We start from the raw sequence: 18,024 nt of genomic DNA on the forward strand, positions 1-18,024 counted from the left end.
GATCAGCGTGTGTAATGTGTTTCACATTATCGAAGTGGCGCAGTACTTACTAGTCACAGCCGCGTTTTCTCGATCCCCCGCCAGGACGGGGGCGGACGGGGGTCAGGGCCTGATCCACACGTCCCTCCGCGCCCGCAGGCCCAGCGTCACCCCGCGCAGCCCCATGTAGACGATCGCGTAGGCGATCCACAGCCAGACGAAGCCGGCCGGGTCCATCTCCCCCGGGCCGCCGCCGAGCGCGTAGACGCCCGCCAGCATCGGGGTGTAGCCGAGCAGGGCGATGAAGGAGGCCACCGCCAGGTAGCGCACGTCCTGCGCGCCGATCAGGACGCCGTCGAGGATGAACACGTAGGAGGCCAGTGGCTGCCCCACCGCCACCACCAGCAGCGCGAGGGCGAAGAGGTGCTGGACCTGCGGGTCGGAGGTGAAGACCCAGCCCAGCCCGAACCCGACGAGCGGGCAGAGCAGCCCGGTCACCACGCCGAACCCCAGCGACCAGCGCACCAGCCGGCCCATCAGCCGCCGGACGTGCCGCTTCCCCTCCTCGGCGCGCACGTCCCGCGCGCCCATCTCCTTGCCCAGCAGCGCCTGGGCGGCGATCGCCAGCGCATCCAGCGCGAAGGCGAGGAAGGAGAAGAAGGCCATGACGATCTGGTAGGCCGCGAGGTTGGTCGAGCCCTGGCTGGTCACCACGAAGACCGTGGCCAGCAGGGCAACCCGCATCGAGAGCGTGCGCAGCATGAGCCACGAGCCGACCTTCAGGATCGCGCCCAGCCGGGCCGGCGTCGTCGCGAAGAGCCCGACGCCGTGCCGGCGGCACCCGCGCGCCACCAGCACCAGGTAGACGGCCGCCATCCCCCACTGCACCAGCGAGGTCCCGATCGCCGAGCCCGCCACCCCTAGGCCCAACGGGTAGACCAGCAGGTAGTTCAGGCCCACGTTGACCACGGCCCCCGCCCCGGCCACGTACAGCGGGGTCCGCGTGTCCTGGAGCCCCCGCAGGATCCCGACGGCGGCCAGCACCAGCAGCATCCCGGGCAGCCCGAGCATGGACCAACTGAGGTAGTCCACGGCGTACCCCAGGGCCTCCCCGCGCGCGCCGAGGGCCCGCAGCAGCGGCTCGGCGAGCGCCCACAGGGCGACGGCGATGACGACGCCGAGGCCCAGCCCGACCCACAGCCCGTCCCGGCCCTTCTCGTAGGCGGCGGGCAGGTTCCGGGCGCCGAAGAACCGGGCGACGGCCGGCGTCGTCGAATAGGAGAGGAAGACCATCAGCCCGATCACGGTCTGCACCACCGTGGAGGCGACCGAGAGGCCCGCCAGCTGGGGCGTGCCGAGGTGCCCCACGATCGAGGAGTCGGCGAGGATGAACAGCGGCTCGGCGATCAGCGCCCCGAAGGCAGGGACCGCGAGGGCGAGGATCTGGCGGTTCAGCGAGGTCTCGCGCGCCGGCCGGCCGCCGCGGCGCGGGGATGTCTGGGTAGGCTGATCAGGCTGGGAGTCCACCGGACCAGTCTAGGGCCCGCCGCGAGGCGAGGAGCAGACCAGCGCGATGTCCGTGGGCTGACCCCGGCGGCCCCTCCGCCGGCCCGGCAGGAAGCCCCGCCTCGGCCTACCCCTGCCCCCGGAGCCGGTCCATCTCCCGGCGCTCCTTCTTGGTCGGGCGGCCCGCCCCGCGCTCGCGGCGCGGCACCGGGGCGGAGAGGGCGCTGGGGCGCGGCGGGGAGTGGTCGACGTAGCACTGCTGCGCCACGGAGGCCCCCACGCGCTTGACGATCAGGCGGGTGACCTCGAAGACGCGCTCCCAGCCGGGGGTCCGCACCTTGACGACGTCGCCCGCCCGCAGCGCCTGGGAGGCCTTGACGGGCTGGTCGTTGAGGCGGACGTGGCCGGCGCGGCAGCCGGTGGTCGCGGCGGAGCGGGTCTTGTAGATGCGCACCGCCCACAGCCAGGCGTCGATGCGCACGCTCGCGGGCCCGGCCGGCTGGGCCTGGCGGTCCGGGGAGGCGGCGTCGGTGTTCGCTGGGCTCATGCTCCCCCACCTTAGCGGCGCACCCGGCCCCTCGTTAAAGACCGCCGGCCGGAGGCCCGTTCAGAAGGACGGACGCTCCGGCCGGCGGCTCGGGACGGATTCGCGGTCCGCCCCTCATCAATCACTCGCACCTTTATGAGGTACTGACGAAGTTACTCGGCGGCCCTGAATCCGGGCCCAGCACCGCCTGGGAGGTGCCTGGCAATGCGGAACGGCCCGCAGCCCTCCGCGCAAGCCCCCTTACCTCGCGTGACGCCCCGGGTACGTTTGTGAACGGAGCTTTGACCCCCCGTGCGCGCCGGGGCCACGCTGATCCGGTGAAGACGTCGGACCGCTTGCTCAATCGCCGCCAGGTCATGGGACTGGGGCTCGGCGCGGGCTCCCTGCTCGCGCTCTCCGCGTGCGCGGCGGAGGAGACCGACGTCGCCACCGGCGGGCCCCCGCGCACCGGCGGGACGCTCGTCTACTTCGAGCCGCAGACCTTCACCACGCTCTTCCCGCCCCAGGCGGGCTTCTACCCCAACGGCGGGATCGTCAACAACATCACCGACCGGCTGCTGTACCAGGACGCCGAGACCCTCGAGCTGCACCCGTGGATCGCCGTCGAGCTGCCCGAGGTCAACGACGACGCCACCCGGTTCACCTTCCGCATCCGCCGCGACGTCACCTACTCGGACGGCTCGCCGCTGACCGCGGCCAACGTGGTCAAGAACCTCGACCTCTACGGCCTGGGCGACAAGTCCCGCCAGCTGCCGCCCTCGGAGCAGATCAGCAACTACGAGCGCGGCGAGGTGCTCGACGAGGAGACCGTGCGCTTCCACTTCTCCGCGCCGGCCCCCGGCTTCGTCCAGGCGGTCTCGACCATGAACGCCGGGCTGCTCTCCGACGCGAGCCTGGACCTCGACTCCACCGGCTACGGGCCGGGACAGTCCGGCAGGATCGCCGCGAGCGGGCCCTTCGTGATCGACGCCGAGGAGATCGGCACCCGCCTCACCCTGCGCGTCCGCGAGGACTACGACTGGGCGCCGCCCCACTTCGAGCACCAGGGCCGGGCGTACCTGGACGGCATCGACTACGTGGTCAACAACGAGTACTCCGTGCGCATCGGCGCGCTGGTCTCCGGCCAGGCCGACGGCGTCCGCGAGATCGAGTCCCCGGACGAGCCGCGCCTGCGCGAGCGCGGCGTCCAGCTGCACGCGGCGGGCACCAACGGCGTCAACAACGGCCTGAACCTGCGCTTCCGCCACGAGCTGCTCCAGGACCTCCGGGTGCGCCGGGCGATCATCGCCGCGATCGACCGCGAGTCGATCATGCGCAAGCTGTTCACCGAGAACTACCCCCTGGCCACCGGCGTGCTGGCCGAGAGCGCCGCCGGGTACAAGGACTTCGGCGACGCCTGGCCGCACGATCCGGACCGCTCCGAGCGGCTGCTGGACGAGGCCGGCTGGACCCGCGAGGGCGGGTCCGGCATCCGCTCCAAGGACGGCGAGCGCCTGTCCCTGCGGGTCAACACCGCGATCCCCCAGCCCCGCTCCCGCGAGGTCATGAGCCTGGTCCAGCAGGACCTGCTGCGGGTCGGCGTCGATCTGCAGATCAACGAGGGCGACTACGCGACCCAGAACCTCGACGCGGAGTACCTGGACCGGATCCAGCTGTACCACTCGATGGTCGGCCGCGCGGACTACGACGTCCTGAAGAGCCAGTACTCCGGGGAGAACCGCGACGTGCTGCTGAACCTGGACGAGGAGACGCAGGAGTACGGCGACCCCGAGCTGGAGGAGCTGCTCGGCCGGATCGCCGCGGAGCCCACCGAGGACCGGCGGGAGGCCGCCAGCTGGGCGGCCCAGGACCACCTGGTGGAGAACGCCTACGTGCTGCCCTTCTTCGAGGAGCCGCAGGTCTTCGGCTTCCGCGAGCGCGTCCGCGGCTTCCGGACCGAGGCCGTGGCGCGTCCCCAGTTCTACGACACGTGGCTGGCCGAGTAGAGAGGCCCGGGAGAGCACACCATGCGATACATCGCGCTGAGGATCGGCCAGGCGGCCCTGGTCCTGTTCATCGCCTTCACCGTCGCCAGCCTGCTGCTGGCGATCCTGCCGGGGGACGGCGTCATGGCCCGCTACGCCAACCCCGAGCTGGGGCTGTCCTCCGCGGAGATCGAGGGGATCCGCGCCGACTCCGGCGCGGACGAGCCCTGGTACGTCCAGTACTGGATCGCGCTGACCGGCTTCCTGCGCGGGGACTTCGGCTACTCGGTGCAGTCGGGGGCCGCGGTCTCCGACCTCATCGGCACGGCCCTGCCCTCGACGCTGGCGCTGGCCGCCACGGCCTTCATCGCGGCGGCGTTGGCCGCCGTCGTCATCGCGGTGCTGGCCACCTACGGCCGCGCCCGCTGGCTGCGCCGGGTCTTCGACTCCGTGCCCTCGGTCTTCATCTCGGTGCCGGTGTTCTGGTTCGGCATCATCCTGGCCCAGGTCTTCTCCTTCCAGCTCGGCTGGGTCTCGGTGGTGGACCCCGGACCCGTGGAGTCGCTGATCCTCCCGGCCGCGACGCTGGTGCTGCCGATCTCGGCGCCGATCGCCCAGGTGCTGATCCGCTCGATCGACGAGGTCCGGGCACAGCCCTTCGTCCGCGTCTCGCAGGCCAAGGGGGCCCGGCCCGGCTGGCTGCTGGTCCACTCGGTGACCCGCAACGCCGCGCTGCCGGCGCTGACCATCGCGGGGCTGGTGTTCGGCGAGCTGGTGGGCGGCGCCGTCGTGACCGAGACCGTGTTCGGCCGCGCCGGGATCGGGCAGCTGACCGCCCAGGCCGTCTCGAGCCGGGACAACCCCGTGCTACTGGCCGTGGTGGTGCTCGCGACCCTGGGCTACGTGATCATCAACCTCGTGGTGGACCTGCTCTACCCGGTCATCGACGTGCGACTGCGCTCCGGCCGCGCCAAGCCCATCCCGGCCTCGCGCCGGATCGGCGACGTCGACGCCGCCCCCCGCAACCGTCAGGAGGTCGCCTCGTGAAGAATCTCCGGCTCTCCCCGACGGCGGTGATCGCCGCGCTCATCGCCCTGGTCGCCGTGCTCGCCGCCGTCTTCCCCGGCCTGTTCACCGGCTTCGACCCCAACGACGGCGGCGAGACCCCGGCGCTGCTCTCCCCGAGCGCGACGCACTGGTTCGGCACCGACCAGATCGGCCGCGACGTCTTCGCCCGGGTCGTCTACGGCGCCTCCCACTCGCTGCTCGCCGCGCTGGTCGCGGTGGGCGTCGGGCTCGTGGTCGGCACCGTGCTGGGCCTGGTCGCGGGGACGCGTCCCGGGCCGCTGGACGACGCCCTGATGCGCGTCGTCGACGTCCTGCTCTCCATCCCGGCGCTGCTGCTCTCGCTGACGATCGTGATCCTGCTGGGGTTCGGGACCATCAACGCCGCGATCGCGGTGGGGGTCACCTCGATCGCCCTGTTCGCCCGGCTGGCCCGCTCGCAGAGCGTGAGCATCGGCAAGAGCGACTACGTGGCCGCGGCCTACGGCTCGGGCGGCACCTACTGGAACGTGCTGCGCCGGCACATCCTGCCCAACGCCGTCTCGCCGGTGCTCTCGCTCGCGGTGCTGCAGATCGGATCGGCGATCCTGCAGATCTCCACGCTGGGCTTCCTGGGCTACGGGACCCCGCCGCCGACGCCGGAGTGGGGCCTGATCATCTCCGAGGGGCGCGACTACGTGGCCACCGCCTGGTGGGTCACGGTGCTGCCGGGCGCGGTCATCATGGCCGTGGTGATGGCCACGCACAAGATCGGATCGACCCTGCGGGAGGCCACTGCATGAGCGCCACGGAACGCACGACGACGTCGGGGCCCGGAGCGAGCGCGGCCCCTCGCCCGGGACGGCACGCGGCCGAGCCTGCGGAGCGCACGACGCCGTACGAGGACGGTCCCGCGAACCGGCCCGCGGAGGCCGGGGACCCCGGCGCCCGGCCCGTGCTCAGCGTCGAGGACCTCAGCGTCGACTACTCGCTGCGGGGCTCCCGCGAGTCGCGCCGGGCCCTGCACGGGGTCTCCCTGAGCGTGGCGCACGGCGGGATGACGGCCGTGGTCGGCGAGTCCGGCTCGGGCAAGAGCACGACGGCGAGCGCGGTGATCGGCATGCTGGCCGGCAATGCCTCGGTCGCCTCCGGCTCGGTCCTGCTCGGCGAGCGGCAGCTGCTGGGCGCGGGCGAGGCCGAGCTGCAGCGGGTCCGCGGCGCCCACGTCGGCTACATCCCGCAGGACCCGGGCAACTCGCTGAACCCGCTCAAGACCGTCGGGGCCAACGTGGCCGAGGCACTGCGGATCCACCGCCGCGTGGGCCGGCCCGAGACCCGGGAGCGGGTGCTCGAGCTGCTCGAGCGGGTGGGTCTGGACCGCCCCCGCCTGCGGGCCGGGCAGTTCCCCCACGAGCTCTCCGGCGGCATGCGGCAGCGCGTGCTGATCGCCTCCGCGATCGCGCTGAGCCCCGAGCTGATCATCGCCGACGAGCCGACCTCGGCGCTGGACGTCACCGTCCAGCAGAAGATCCTGGACCTCCTGGACGACCTGCGCCGCGAGGAGGGCACCTCGATCCTGTTCATCACCCACGACCTCGCGGTCGCGGGCGAGCGGGCCGACCGGGTCGCGGTCATGCAGTCCGGCCGCGTGGTCGAGGACGCCCCCGCCTCCCGGATCTTCTCCGACCCGCAGTGCGACTACACCCGCCGGCTGCTGCGGGACGCGCCCTCGCTGCGCGTGGTGACCGAGGAGGAGAGCGGACGCGGGGCGGGCGGCGAGCGGCGGCCCGCCGAGGACGACCGTCCCACCGGCGGCGAAGCGGCGACATCGGGGGGACGCACGGGCCTGCCGTGGGGCGGGACCGGCGCGGCCGGCCCTGACGCGGCCCCGCTGCTGTCGGTTCAGGGACTCTCGAAGGTCTACGCCCGCCACAGCCGGGAAGAGGACGACCGGAGACCGGACGAGGCCTCGACCTCCGCCGAGGCATCGGATACCGCGGAGCGCCGGGACGACGTCATCGGCGTCGAGGACGTGAGCTTCGACGTCGCGGAGGGGACCACCCACGGCGTCGTCGGCGAGTCCGGCTCCGGGAAGACGACGCTGGGCAAGGCCCTGGCCGGGCTGATCGCCCCGGACGCGGGCACCGCGCTCGTGGCCGGGTACGACGTCGCCCGCCTGGGCAGGCACGAGCGGCGCGACTTCCGCCGCACCGTGCAGCTGGTGCACCAGAACCCGCACACCGCGATCGACCCGAAGTTCTCGATCGAGGCCGCGATCGCGGAGCCGCTGGCCAACTTCAAGGTCGGCACGCGGGAGGAGCGCCGGGCGCGCGTCGCCGAGGTCATGGAGCAGGTCGCGCTGCCGCCCGAGCTGGCGGCGCGGCGCCCGCGCGAGCTCTCCGGCGGGCAGCTGCAGCGGGTCGCGATCGCGCGGGCGCTGGTGATCGAACCGCGTCTGGTGGTCCTCGACGAGGCCGTCTCCGCCCTGGACGTCACCGTGCAGGCACAGATCCTCCGCCTGCTGGAGCGGCTGCAGCGGGAGCTGGGTCTGACCTACCTGTTCATCTCCCACGACCTGGCGGTGGTCCGCCAGATCGCCGATACTGTGTCCGTGGTCTCCCGCGGGCACCAGGTGGAGGCGGGGCCCGCCCGGCAGATCTTCGAGGACCCGCGGGACCCCTACACCCGGCGGCTGCTCGCCGCGATCCCACGGCCGGCGCGGACAGCGTCGGGCGCCTCCTCGTCGAGCGCGATACGCAACTGAAAGGCACGTGATGACCGAGAACGCGAAGACCAAGACCCTGGGATTCTTCACCCGGCTGCTGGAGGAGGCGAGCGCGGCGGAGCGCTACCGCTACGCGCTCGAGCAGATCGAGGCCGCCGAGCGCCTGGGCTTCGCCAGCGCCTGGGTGGCCCAGCACCACTTCCATGAGGCGGAGGGCGGGCTGCCCTCGCCCTTCGTGCTGCTCGGCGCGGCGGCGCAGCGCACCCGGCGGATCGGGCTCGCGACGGGCGTGATCACGCTGCCCATGGAGGACCCCGTCCGGGTCGCCGAGGACGCCGCCGTGCTGGACGCGGTCTCCGGAGGGCGCGTGCAGGTCGGCCTGGGCTCCGGCGGGAACCCGAACTCCTTCCCGGCCTTCGGCGCCGACTTCGCCGAGCGCGGTCCCTCCTTCGGCGCCAAGCTGGAGACCCTCGAGACCCTGTGGCGCGGCGAGGAGACCGCGGGCGGCAACCGCCTCTACCCGGCCGCACCGCAGCTGCCGGGGAAGCTGTGGCAGGCGAGCTTCGGGACCTTCGGGGCGGGCATCGCCGGCTCCCGCGGGGACGGCCTCATGCTCTCCCGCACCCAGCCGCGCCGGGACTCCCCCGACGCCGCCCTGAGCGAGATCCAGGTGCCGGTGGTCGAGGCCTACCTCGAGCGGCTCCCGGAGGGCGCGGCGCCGCGCATCATGGCCTCGCGCACCGCGATCGCCGTCGAGGCATCCGAGCGCGCCGGACTCGTCCGCCGCACGGCGGAGAAGCTGCGGCAGGGCGAGGCGGACCGGCTGGTCGGCCGGGACACCTCGGGGCTGGGCGACGAGGAGCTGCTGGTCGCCACCGACACGTTCCTGGGCACGCCGGAGGAGATCGTCGAGCGGCTCTCCGAGGACCGGGTCGTCACCGACCACGCGACCCTGGTCGCCTTCCAGGTCCATTCGGCGCCGGTGACGCACGAGGAGACCCTGCGCTCACTGGAGCTGCTGGCCACCGAGGTGGCCCCGCGCCTGGGCATCTCGACCGCCGACGACGCACTGGCCGCCAGCCGCGGATAGACCGCCTCGGGTCCGGGCCCTGGGATCGGACCCACTCGCCCGCCCATCGGGGGCCTCCCCCGCCCCGACCACCGACGACAAGCACGCAGGGCGAAGACGCCCACGACGCCGAGGAGCACCCGGAATGACCGCACAGGACCGCACCGTCCCCACCGCCGACATCGTCAACCTGCTGGCCGGGATCGCCCCCGGTGACCCGTTGGACCGCCTGCGCGACCTGCGCCCGCAGGCCAAGGAGAACGCCCAGCGCAGCTTCGCCGCGCTCCTGGAGCCGGAGGAGCCCGGCGCCTTCACGATCCCGCAGCGCTACGCCGTCGCGACCTTCGTGGCCGAGGTGACCGGCTCGGACGCGGCACGGCACTTCTACGGGGACGTCCTGGAGGACGAGGCGCCCCAGGACGTCGTGGCGGCGGTCGACGCCGCCGGGGCGGCCGCGATCGAGTCGGGGCCGGGGATCGGCGTCGGCGGACCGACGGCCCGCGACCGCGTCGTCGGCCCCTACGGCGACTACCCCGTCCCGGAGCTCGCGGCGGAGAACGTGCCCGGCCCCGTGTTCCTGCTCCCGGCTGCGTCCCGCCGCGTGCTGGGCGAGGAGCTCGCCTCCGCGCTGGAGTACGCCCACCTGCTGGTCCTCCACCCGCGCGACTCCGCGCCCCGGCACCTCAGCGCGCTGCTCGAGGCGGGCTGGGACGAGGACGGCGTCGTCTCCCTGGCCCAGCTGGTCTCCTTCCTGAGCTTCCAGATCCGCGCGGCGGAGGGGCTGGCGGCGCTCGGGGCCGACGCCGGGCGCGGGAAGTCGGATGGGCGGTCCGGCGGCGCGTCGGAGGCGGGAGACGGCGCATCGGAGGCGGCCGGCTCGCAGCCGGGCGACGAATCCTCGGAGGGCGGCCCCTCGGACGACGCCGCGGCGCACGGCGCCGCCGGGCCCGATGCGAGGGGCGGCGACGTGACCGCCGCTTCCCCCGAGACCGACGAGTCGTCGTCGAACGCGGAAGACGGTCTGCACGAGCGCGTCACCGACTACCCGGCGCTGAAGCGCCCCGAGCGGTTCCGGCGCGGCGGCCTCGGCTGGCTGCCGTGGATCAGCCCCGTCCCCGAGGCCGCGCTGACGGACCGGCAGCGCGAGGCCCTCGTCGAGGAGTCGCGGACCAAGAGCCCCTACTTCCGGCTGCTCGTGCGCGACCCCGACGCCCTGGAGGCCCGTACCCTCACCGACTTCGACATCTTCTACAACACCGAGGGCGGCCTCTCCCGCGCCGAGCGCGAGGTCGCCGCGACGGTCGCCTCCCGCCTCAACGGGTGCCTGTTCTGCGCCTCGATCCACTCCCACCGCGCGGTGCAGGAGGACGAGGGCTACCTCGACGCCGTGCAGCGGCTGCTCGACGCCGGCGTCGAGGTCGAGCTGCGCCGCGGGCCCGACGAGGCCGGCCTCCCCACCCCCGAGGCCGACGCCCGCTGGGCCGCCATCACGGCGGCCTCGGCCGCGCTGACCCGCACGCCGCAGGAGTTCTCGGCGCGGGAGGTGGACGCCCTCCACCGGGCGGGCCTCGAGGACGGCGAGATCATCGACATGATCAACGGCGCGTCCTTCTTCAACTGGGCCAACCGCCTGATGCTCTCCCTCGGGGAGCCGGAGCGCATCGGGGTCTGATCGGCCGGCACGACGGCGCGGGACCGGGACGGCAGGGCGTGCGGCGGCGGGGCCGCGCGCCCGTCTCCTCACCCCTCGAAGCGGAGGTCGCCTTCCAACACCGTGCTGTCCCCGACCCGGCCGGATCGGGCGAAGCGTCCCCAGACGGCGCGCATCTCCCGGCTGGCGTCGTCCGCGCGGGAGACCTCGGACCTCCCCCGCACGGGGAGCAGCGGCGAGCCCTTCCAGGTCGGGTTGCGGGGGCCGCCGAAGAGCAGCGGGAGCTCTGCCAGGTGGATGGCCGCCGTCCCCGGCGTCGGCGTCCAGGAGAAGCGGTAGTACGTGCTCGAGCGCGCCGTCCTCCGCAGCGCCTTGGACATCCGGCGGGAGGCGCCGGAGAAGATCCCGTAGGTGGTGGGGCGGACGAGCAGGAGGCGGACCCATCGCCGCCATCGCGGATCGTCGTAGACCCTCCGCACGCCGGGGACTACCGGCAGGTACATGCCCGACTCCGCGTCGTTGGTCCCGATCAGCACGTCGCGTCCCCGGGACCCGGCGAGGATCTTGGAACGCTTGGTCCCGGGGCCGGCGAACGGCGGGGCGTCCCACTGGATGCCGAAGGGCATGAATCCGGAGCCGTAGAGCCAGGCCGCCTTCTCGATCGCCTGCTGGTACTGCACGAGCGTGGGGGCCGCCTGGGAGGCCGCCTCCCCGTCGACCTTCGCCGTGACCCTCGCCCGCAGCTTCGCGCTCATCCCGCGGATGCCCAGCGGCGGGCTCTGGGCGATCACGCGGTGGAACAGCCCCTCGGCCTCCCGGGCCCCCATCAGCGAGAGCGCCATGTCCCCGCCGGAGGACTGGCCGAAGAGGGTGACGTTGCCCGGATCGCCGCCGAAGGAGCCGATATGGGACCGGATCCAGCGCAGCGCCTCGAGCAGGTCCATCGCGCCCAGGTTGGGCGGGTGGTCCGCGCGGTGGCCGCCGAAGCCGAGGTAGCCCAGCCGGTAGGTCGGCTTGACCACCACGACCTGCTGCTCCTCGACCAGCCACCGCGGGTCGTAGACGGAGAACTCGGGGTTCGAGTTGGCGTTGCCGCCGCCGTGGATCCACACCATCACCGGCAGGCCATCCCCCTCCTGCGCCGAGGCGGGCGCGGTCACCGAGAGGTACTGGCACTGGGGATCCTGGCCCATGTGGTCGGGGAAGCCGCCGAGCAGCGTCTTCAGCATGGCGGAGCTCGTCTGCGGGGAGGCCGGGGGATGCTCGGTCTGGAGCCCGACGTCGTCCTCCGCCGGCCCGGTGTACGGCCGGGGCTCCCCCTGCGGATCGGCCAGGGCGTAGCGAATACCACGGCTCCGCATCACGCCCTCGCCCTCTTCGCCGCGCACGGTGCCCACGGGAAGGTCGATCAGCCGTACCGTCATCCCAGCTCCTTCGCCTCGGTGTCCGCCCGCCCCTGACGCCGGGGCCCTCCCACGATATGCCGCCGGGCGAACCGTGCCGGGTTCATCGGGCCGGCAGGTCCCGGCGTCGGTGCCCTGACCGCCCGCCCTCTACAATGAAAAGTGATCCACATCACCAAACTCGGGGGTCACCGTGAAACCTCACACCGTATACCGCGACGGCTTCTACCGCAGCGAGTCCTGGGACTACGCCGTCCGCTGCCTGCTCGGCCGGGCGAGCCGGGGCGGGAGCGAGCCCGGGGAGGTGCTGGCCACGGTCGCCCGGGTCGAGGAGGGGGACCACGCCGGCTGGTTCTCCGCCTGGCACGACCTCGGCTGCCACCTCGCCACGGTCGGCGACGCCGCGACCGCCCGGGGGCATCGCACCAGCGCCGCCCGCGCCTTCCTCCGCTCCGCCAACTACCTCGCCGCCGCCCTGGAGAGCATCGACCAGCTCCCCTCCGCCGAGGCCCTGGTCCCCACCTTCCGCACGCACCGGCTGGTCTGGGAGGCCTTCGTCGCCACGAGTCGGTGGAGCATCGAGGAGGTCGAGATCCCCTACGAGGACTCCACGATGCCGGGCTGGCACTTCCACCCCGACGAGGCGCGGCCGCCCGCCCCGACGCTCGTCGTCGTCAACGGCAGCGACGGCACGCTGAGCGGGCTGTGGTGCGAGATCGCCGAGGCCGCGCTGGAGCGGGGCTACGGCGTCCTCCTGTTCGACGGCCCCGGCCAGCAGTCGATGCTCTTCGAGCGGGGCGTCCCCTTCCGGCCGGACTGGGAGGCGGTGCTGACGCCGGTGGTCGAGCACCTGCAGGGGCGCGACGACGTCGACCCCGAGCGCCTCGCCCTCTACGGCGTCAGCCAGGGCGGTTATTGGGCGACGCGGGCGATGGCCTTCGAGCACCGATTCGCGGCCGCCGTCCTGGACGGCGGCGTCGTCGACGTCTCCGCGTCCTGGCGCAAGGAGATCCCGGCCCCGATCCTGCGACTCTACGAGCGCGGCGAGCGGGCGAAGTTCGAGCGCGCGATGGAGCTGGGCATGCGGCTGCCCGGCGGCAGGCGGACCGAGGCGGTGTGGAACTTCCGGGCCCGGCCCTACGGCGCCGACGGGTACGCCGGGACGCTGGACGCGGTCTCGCAACACGACGCCGCCGACGTCGCCGGCCGGGTGCGGACTCCGACCCTGATCCTCTCCCCTGACCGGGAGCAATTCTTCCCCGGCCAGTCCGAGGAGCTGTCCGGGATGATCGAGGGCTCGGACTTCATGCCCTTCAGCGACGCCGAGGGCGCCTCCTTCCACTGCCAGCCGATGGCGCGCGAGCTCACCGCCCAGCGCACCCTCGACTGGCTCGACGAGCGGCTGGCACCGCGGCGGGGCCGGACGTCCCGCGCCGGAGGAGGCGCCGCCGAGGGGCGCGGCTGAGGGTCAGCGCTGAGCCGGGGAGGGGCCACCGGGAGGGCTGCCGGCGGGACCGATCGCCCGTCCTTCTCATTGACCCGGGTGGGCGCGGCCCCCTACCCTGGCAGCCCGAACCCCGAGGACGCCCATGCCGCATCCCCGCCGGAAGGAGGCCGCTCCTTGCCCGTAGAGCAGTCCTCCTCGCGAACGCACCGCCTCATCGCCCGTCTCACGCTGCTGGCCTCAGGCCTGGCCGCCGCGGGCGCCGTCTGGGCACGCTGCGCGACAGATTCCGAGGACGCCGACTGGATGGCGCTCAGCGTCCTCTTCGTCTACCTCCTCGCGACGGCCGCCGGCCTCCTCCTGGTGAGCCTCCTCTTCTACGCGATGACCCGCCTCGACCGGAGAGAGGGCCGCGGTCGCGAGCGGAGAGAAGGCCGCGGTTAAGCCCCCCCCCCGCCGCGCGTTCACCCACCGCTGAGCCCCTTCCGCCGCGCCCGCGCGCTGGGAGAATCGACAGGGCATCGACAACGATCCGCAGATCCATCCCCAACAGGAGGACGCATGACGCAGACCCAGCTCAGCGAAGAGACCACCCACGCGCTCGACGACGTCGTCGCGGCGATCGAGGGCACCGACCTTCCCGTCGCGGTGCTGACCGGCGCCTCCGGCGGGATGGGCCGCGAGATCGCCGCCGACCTCTCGAAGGACCGCCTGGTCGTGGCGGTGGGCCGCAGCCGCGAGCGCCTCGCCGAGGCCGCCGAGCGGGCCGGGGAGGGCGGCGTCGTCGTCCTGCCCTGCGAGCTCGGGGAGCTGGGGGCCATCGAGGAGGTCTTCTCCCGGCTGCCGCGGGTCGACGCGCTGATCAACGCCGCCGCGATCGCGCCCCGCTCGACGGTCGAGGACGCCTCGGTCGAGGACTGGCAGGAGATGCTGAGCACCAACGTCGTCGCGCCGGCCGAGCTGACGCGGGTGCTGCTGCCCCGGCTGCGCGAGACCGAGGGGATCGTGGTGTTCATCGGCTCGGGCGCCTCCCGGGCGGTGACCCCGTACAACGTCACCTACGCCGCGTCCAAGCACGCGCTGCAGGCCGTGGCGGACGGGCTGCGCAAGCAGGTGGCCGGCGACGGCGTCCGCGTCTCCACCGTCTCCCCCGGCCCGACCGACACCCCGATGGTCCAGTGGGACGACGACTACCCGAAGGCCGCGCCGGAGCGGCTGATCGAGCCGGGCACGGTCGCCCGCTCGGTGCGCCACGTCGTCGACGCCCCGGCGGACACCCAGCTGGCCGAGGTGTGGGTGCGGCCGCGCGTGGAGGCGTAGGGCGCCGCAGCGACGCCGGGCGGGCCGGCCTGGACCGACTAGGCCTGGCCTGACTAGGATCGGCTTGGCCCGGCCTCCGGGAGCCTCGCCGGGCCCTCCCGCCTAGGCCTCGCCGCCCCGCCCGTGCCCTCCGCCCCGCGGCCGGGCCGTGAGCGAGATCGCGGCGCACGCGGCCGCCAGGACGATCCCGAGCAGGAGGGAGACCGGGTACGGGACCCAGGGGGCGAGGGCGCTCAGCAGCGCGGGCGCCAGGAAGCCGACGTAGGTCAGCGAGAAGTACGCCGCGGTCACGGTGCCCAGGTGCTCGTCCGGGGTGATCCGCTGGACCTCGGTGAGCCCGGTGACCAGCGCGATCCCGTAGCCCGTGCCCAGCACGACGCCGGCTGCGAGCGCGAGCTCGATCCGCAGGCTCGCGGCGGCCCACGCCGCCGCGGCGAGTCCCACGCAGATGAAGCCCATCGCGAGCCCGATCGGGTTCCGGTAGGCGGCGACCAGCTGGCGCGCCCACGCCTGGCCGAGCAACCCCGTCGACATCATGATGACGGCCAGCAGCGCGGCGAAGGCGATGGGGAGGCTGCCCACCGCCGGCGCCATCACCACCGGGATGACCGCCTGGGCTACGGTGCCGGCGACGAAGACCCAGGGGGCGATCGGCAGCACCGACCGCGCGAAGTGCGCCCACAGCCCCGAGGGGACCCGGGCGGACGCCGCCTTCGGAGCCTTCTCCTGCCGCGGCCTGGTCTCGGGGACCCGCAGCAGCGAGACCCCGGCGAGGACGGCGAGCAGGATGTGCAGCAGGTAGGGCGCCGTCGTGGGCCAGGGGCTCCACTGGGCCAGGGCGCCCGCCACGGTCGCGCCGGCCAGGAAGCCGCCGGTCAGGGGGTTGGCCGAGCGCCGCGCCGCGACGCCGGGCCTGCGCTCCCCCGCGGCGTCGCCGAGCTCCTTGACCCAGGTGGAGCCCACCGCCATGACCAGCCCGAGTGCGGCGCCGCACAGGATCCGCCCCGCGCCCAGGGCGAGCACCGAGCCGGGCAGCAGCGCCATGATCGCCGAGCCGAGGGCGCTGATCGGGGCGGCGGGCAGCAGCACCGGCTTGCGGCCGATGCGGTCCGAGAGCCTCCCGCCGATCAGCAGCGCCGGGATGATCCCCAGGATGTAGGCGCCCAGGAGGATGTTCACGGTGAGCGTCGAGAAGTCGCTGATCTCGCGGTACATGATCAGCAGCGGCGTGAACTCGTTGCCGCCCCAGGCCACGGCCAGGATGGTCAGGGCCACGGGGATCCAGGCGGAGCGGCCGGGGACGGGGATGCGGGAGGAGCGGGGCGGGGTCAGGGGCATGGGCTGGCGGGCGCGACGTCGTGGGCGGACGAGGACGCGGCGTGTCCTTCCTCGAGGAGAGATGACGGGCGGCAGGGCAGGCCGGAGCCGCCCGCATGGGCCGGGCGGCGCCCCCATCCAGAATGCCCCGGGCGGGTGGGCGCGGCAAGCCGGACGCGCGGGTCCGGGCGCGACGTCGTTCCCCGATGTCTCCCAGGCTTTTCCGAGGCCGTGCCGGGGCCCACTCAACGTCGCGGACAGGATCGGTTCCTAGAGTAGGAACTACCTCATAGGTGCGAGTGATTGATGGAGAGCAGCCCCGCACGGATCGTCAGGTCCGTGACGGGGCTGTTCTTCGTCCGGGGCCCTTGCCGGGGCCGAGATCCCGCCCCGCCGCGTCAGGCGGGCGACTGCCACCTTCGAGCACCCTGCGGGCGGTTCCCCCTCAACCGCCTCTCCCCGACGGGCGCCCCCAGCCGCATCCCCGGCGGACGGTCCCATCGGACGCGGCTTGCCCTCGCCGGATCCTCCTGCCGGCAGCCCGCCGGGATATGCTCACCCTTCAGGCCCGCGATCCCGGTCGCGCCCCGATTCCGATTCGGTTCCGGCCCCGACCCCGACCCCGAGAGGAGGGCACCATGCCCCGCCGCCCCCAGCTCAAGCGCCCCGCGCTCTCCCCCCTGAACCTGCCCGAGCTGGAGGAGGGCGACCCCGCCTCGCTCGAGGGGGAGGACCGGTGCGAACGGGCGCGCTTCACCGACGTCGACGTCTCGGGCCGGGACCTCTCCGGCATCGAGTTCTCCGAGTGCGAGCTGCTGCGCCCGACCGCCCACGAGACCCGCCTGCGGGGCGCCCGCTTCTCGGAGACCCGGATCGAGCGGATGCTCGCCCCCGCCCTCGACGCGCCGGGGTGCACCCTGCGCGACGTCGAGCTGACCGGCTCCCGGCTGGGCGCCGTCGAGCTGCACGACGCCGAGGTCCGCCAGCTGGTGGTGGAGGACAGCCGGATCGACTGGCTGAACCTGCGCGGCGGCCGGATGCACGACGTCGTCTTCCGCCGCTGCCGCTTCGGCGAGCTGGACCTCGTCGGGCTCGCGGCGGAGCGGGTCGCCTTCGAGGAGTGCAGCGCGGACTCCGTGCGGTTCCGCGACGCCGTCCTGCGCCACGTGGACCTGCGCGGGTTGGAGATGGCCTCGGTCTCCGGGCTGGAGGGCATGAAGGGCACCGTGATCACCCCCGAGCAGTCGATGCGGCTGACGCCGGCCTTCGCCGAGCACTTCGGCCTGCTGGTCGCCGAGTAGGGCCGATGGAGTCCCAGCGCCCCTCCGCCCCGAGCCGTCCCATCCCTCCCACCCCGGAGAGCCCCGTGCAGAACCGTCCCAGCCGTCTCGACCGCCTCGCCCGCTTCTGCGGGAAGGAGGTATTCTCCCCCTTCGTCCTCGCCGGGATCCTCCTGCTCGCCGTGCCGCTGGCGAGCACCGGGCACTGGCTCTGGCAGGCGGCCGTGGGGCTGGTCAGCGTCGTCGGGATCCCGCTGGCGCTCTCGCTGTGGTTCGCGCGCACCGGCCGCACCACGGACAAGTTCATCTACCACCGGCGGCAGCGGTACGGCTTCTACGGCATCTCGCTGCTCTCGATCGCGGCCGGCGCCGCGGTGCTGCTGCTCACCCCGAGCGCACCCGAGGTGAAGGCCCTCATCCTGGCGATGCTCGTGGCGATCCTCGCCATCGCGCTGGTCAACTTCCGGCTCAAGGCCAGCGCGCACGCCGGCATGAGCGCGCTCTTCGCCGTGCTGATCCCCGGCCTGTTCGGGCCGTGGTGGCTGCTCGCCACGATCCCCGTGCACGCGACCGTGTGGTGGTCGCGCTGGGCCCAGCGGCGGCACACCACGGCGGAGCTCGTCGTCGGGACCCTCATCGGCGGGGCGATCGGGGCCGGTTACCTCACCCTGACCTGACTCCCCCGAGGACGACGCCGGGGCTGCCTCCTCCCGCCGACCAGCGGCTTTTCGGGTTTTCCCGAACCGCCTCCTACGAGTTCCTCCGTTCCGGAGCG

General features: G+C 73.6%; 15 protein-coding genes. 11 read left to right on the forward strand and 4 right to left on the reverse strand.

Going from position 1 to position 18,024, the window contains the following annotated elements; translation table 11 throughout:
• Positions 1-102: 102 nt before the first annotated feature.
• Positions 103-1,506: an MATE family efflux transporter gene (locus EWV39_RS03295; RefSeq protein ID WP_193554675.1), complete on the reverse strand. Its 1,404-nt coding sequence runs from the start codon at positions 1,504-1,506 to the stop codon at positions 103-105.
• A gap of 106 nt (positions 1,507-1,612) precedes the next feature.
• A complete protein-coding gene (locus tag EWV39_RS03300) occupies positions 1,613-2,032 on the reverse strand; it encodes an RNA-binding S4 domain-containing protein (protein ID WP_129656844.1) in 420 nt (139 codons plus the stop codon).
• Between the two features lie 356 nt (positions 2,033-2,388).
• Here EWV39_RS03300 and EWV39_RS03305 point away from each other — a divergent pair, with 356 nt between their 5' ends.
• From EWV39_RS03305 to EWV39_RS03330, 6 genes are all read left to right on the forward strand, one after another.
• Positions 2,389-4,017, forward strand: a complete 1,629-nt coding sequence (locus EWV39_RS03305; protein ID WP_129657354.1) for a TIGR04028 family ABC transporter substrate-binding protein — start codon at positions 2,389-2,391, stop codon at positions 4,015-4,017.
• A 21-nt stretch (positions 4,018-4,038) separates the two neighbouring features.
• Complete coding sequence (locus EWV39_RS03310; RefSeq protein WP_129656845.1) at positions 4,039-5,043, forward strand: ABC transporter permease; 1,005 nt, start codon at positions 4,039-4,041, stop codon at positions 5,041-5,043.
• On the forward strand, positions 5,040-5,843 hold the full coding sequence (locus tag EWV39_RS03315; RefSeq protein WP_129656846.1) for an ABC transporter permease: 804 nt from the start codon (positions 5,040-5,042) through the stop codon (positions 5,841-5,843). The genes EWV39_RS03310 and EWV39_RS03315 overlap by 4 nt, the downstream gene beginning before the upstream one ends.
• The gene (locus EWV39_RS03320) at positions 5,840-7,804 is read left to right on the forward strand and encodes a dipeptide ABC transporter ATP-binding protein (RefSeq protein ID WP_129656847.1); all 1,965 of its coding nucleotides are present in this window, start codon (positions 5,840-5,842) and stop codon (positions 7,802-7,804) included. The genes EWV39_RS03315 and EWV39_RS03320 overlap by 4 nt, the downstream gene beginning before the upstream one ends.
• A 10-nt stretch (positions 7,805-7,814) precedes the next feature.
• Positions 7,815-8,855: a putative FMN-dependent luciferase-like monooxygenase gene (locus EWV39_RS03325; protein WP_129656848.1), complete on the forward strand. Its 1,041-nt coding sequence runs from the start codon at positions 7,815-7,817 to the stop codon at positions 8,853-8,855.
• A 124-nt stretch (positions 8,856-8,979) separates the two neighbouring features.
• Positions 8,980-10,506: an alkylhydroperoxidase domain protein gene (locus tag EWV39_RS03330; protein WP_129656849.1), complete on the forward strand. Its 1,527-nt coding sequence runs from the start codon at positions 8,980-8,982 to the stop codon at positions 10,504-10,506.
• A gap of 68 nt (positions 10,507-10,574) precedes the next feature.
• Here the strand turns inward: EWV39_RS03330 and EWV39_RS03335 are convergent, their stop codons facing one another.
• Entirely contained in the window at positions 10,575-11,909 is a 1,335-nt protein-coding gene (locus EWV39_RS03335) for a carboxylesterase family protein (protein WP_129656850.1), read from the reverse strand.
• A gap of 172 nt (positions 11,910-12,081) precedes the next feature.
• Between EWV39_RS03335 and EWV39_RS03340 the strand changes: the two genes are divergently transcribed.
• The 3 genes from EWV39_RS03340 (at position 12,082) to EWV39_RS03350 (ending at position 14,652) form a co-directional block, all read left to right on the forward strand.
• A complete protein-coding gene (locus EWV39_RS03340; RefSeq protein ID WP_129656851.1) occupies positions 12,082-13,353 on the forward strand; it encodes an alpha/beta hydrolase family protein in 1,272 nt (423 codons plus the stop codon).
• Positions 13,354-13,509: 156 nt separating this feature from the next.
• Entirely contained in the window at positions 13,510-13,776 is a 267-nt protein-coding gene (locus EWV39_RS03345) for a hypothetical protein (RefSeq protein WP_129656852.1), read from the forward strand.
• Positions 13,777-13,893: 117 nt separating this feature from the next.
• A complete protein-coding gene (locus EWV39_RS03350) occupies positions 13,894-14,652 on the forward strand; it encodes an SDR family NAD(P)-dependent oxidoreductase (RefSeq protein WP_129656853.1) in 759 nt (252 codons plus the stop codon).
• Between the two features lie 102 nt (positions 14,653-14,754).
• Here EWV39_RS03350 and EWV39_RS03355 read toward each other — a convergent pair whose 3' ends face one another.
• Entirely contained in the window at positions 14,755-15,990 is a 1,236-nt protein-coding gene (locus tag EWV39_RS03355; protein ID WP_202864876.1) for an MFS transporter, read from the reverse strand.
• 617 nt (positions 15,991-16,607) lie between these two features.
• Between EWV39_RS03355 and EWV39_RS03360 the strand changes: the two genes are divergently transcribed.
• The gene (locus tag EWV39_RS03360) at positions 16,608-17,270 is read left to right on the forward strand and encodes a pentapeptide repeat-containing protein (protein WP_165313111.1); all 663 of its coding nucleotides are present in this window, start codon (positions 16,608-16,610) and stop codon (positions 17,268-17,270) included.
• A 5-nt stretch (positions 17,271-17,275) separates the two neighbouring features.
• Entirely contained in the window at positions 17,276-17,926 is a 651-nt protein-coding gene (locus EWV39_RS03365) for a hypothetical protein (protein WP_129656855.1), read from the forward strand.
• Positions 17,927-18,024: the final 98 nt, after the last annotated feature.

Source organism: Rothia halotolerans (assembly GCF_004136635.1).
GTDB classification, from domain to species: domain Bacteria; phylum Actinomycetota; class Actinomycetes; order Actinomycetales; family Micrococcaceae; genus Rothia; species Rothia halotolerans.

Coding starts and splice junctions, on each gene's coding strand:
- EWV39_RS03305 (WP_129657354.1), top strand. CDS start 2,389: ATGGGACTGGGGCTCGGCGCGGGCTCCCTGCTCGCGCTCTCCGCGTGC.
- EWV39_RS03325 (WP_129656848.1), top strand. CDS start 7,815: ATGACCGAGAACGCGAAGACCAAGACCCTGGGATTCTTCACCCGGCTG.
- EWV39_RS03360 (WP_165313111.1), top strand. CDS start 16,608: ATGCCCCGCCGCCCCCAGCTCAAGCGCCCCGCGCTCTCCCCCCTGAAC.
- EWV39_RS03350 (WP_129656853.1), top strand. CDS start 13,894: ATGACGCAGACCCAGCTCAGCGAAGAGACCACCCACGCGCTCGACGAC.
- EWV39_RS03335 (WP_129656850.1), bottom strand. CDS start 11,909: ATGACGGTACGGCTGATCGACCTTCCCGTGGGCACCGTGCGCGGCGAA.
- EWV39_RS03310 (WP_129656845.1), top strand. CDS start 4,039: ATGCGATACATCGCGCTGAGGATCGGCCAGGCGGCCCTGGTCCTGTTC.
- EWV39_RS03320 (WP_129656847.1), top strand. CDS start 5,840: ATGAGCGCCACGGAACGCACGACGACGTCGGGGCCCGGAGCGAGCGCG.
- EWV39_RS03355 (WP_202864876.1), bottom strand. CDS start 15,990: ATGCCCCTGACCCCGCCCCGCTCCTCCCGCATCCCCGTCCCCGGCCGC.
- EWV39_RS03365 (WP_129656855.1), top strand. CDS start 17,276: ATGGAGTCCCAGCGCCCCTCCGCCCCGAGCCGTCCCATCCCTCCCACC.
- EWV39_RS03300 (WP_129656844.1), bottom strand. CDS start 2,032: ATGAGCCCAGCGAACACCGACGCCGCCTCCCCGGACCGCCAGGCCCAG.
- EWV39_RS03330 (WP_129656849.1), top strand. CDS start 8,980: ATGACCGCACAGGACCGCACCGTCCCCACCGCCGACATCGTCAACCTG.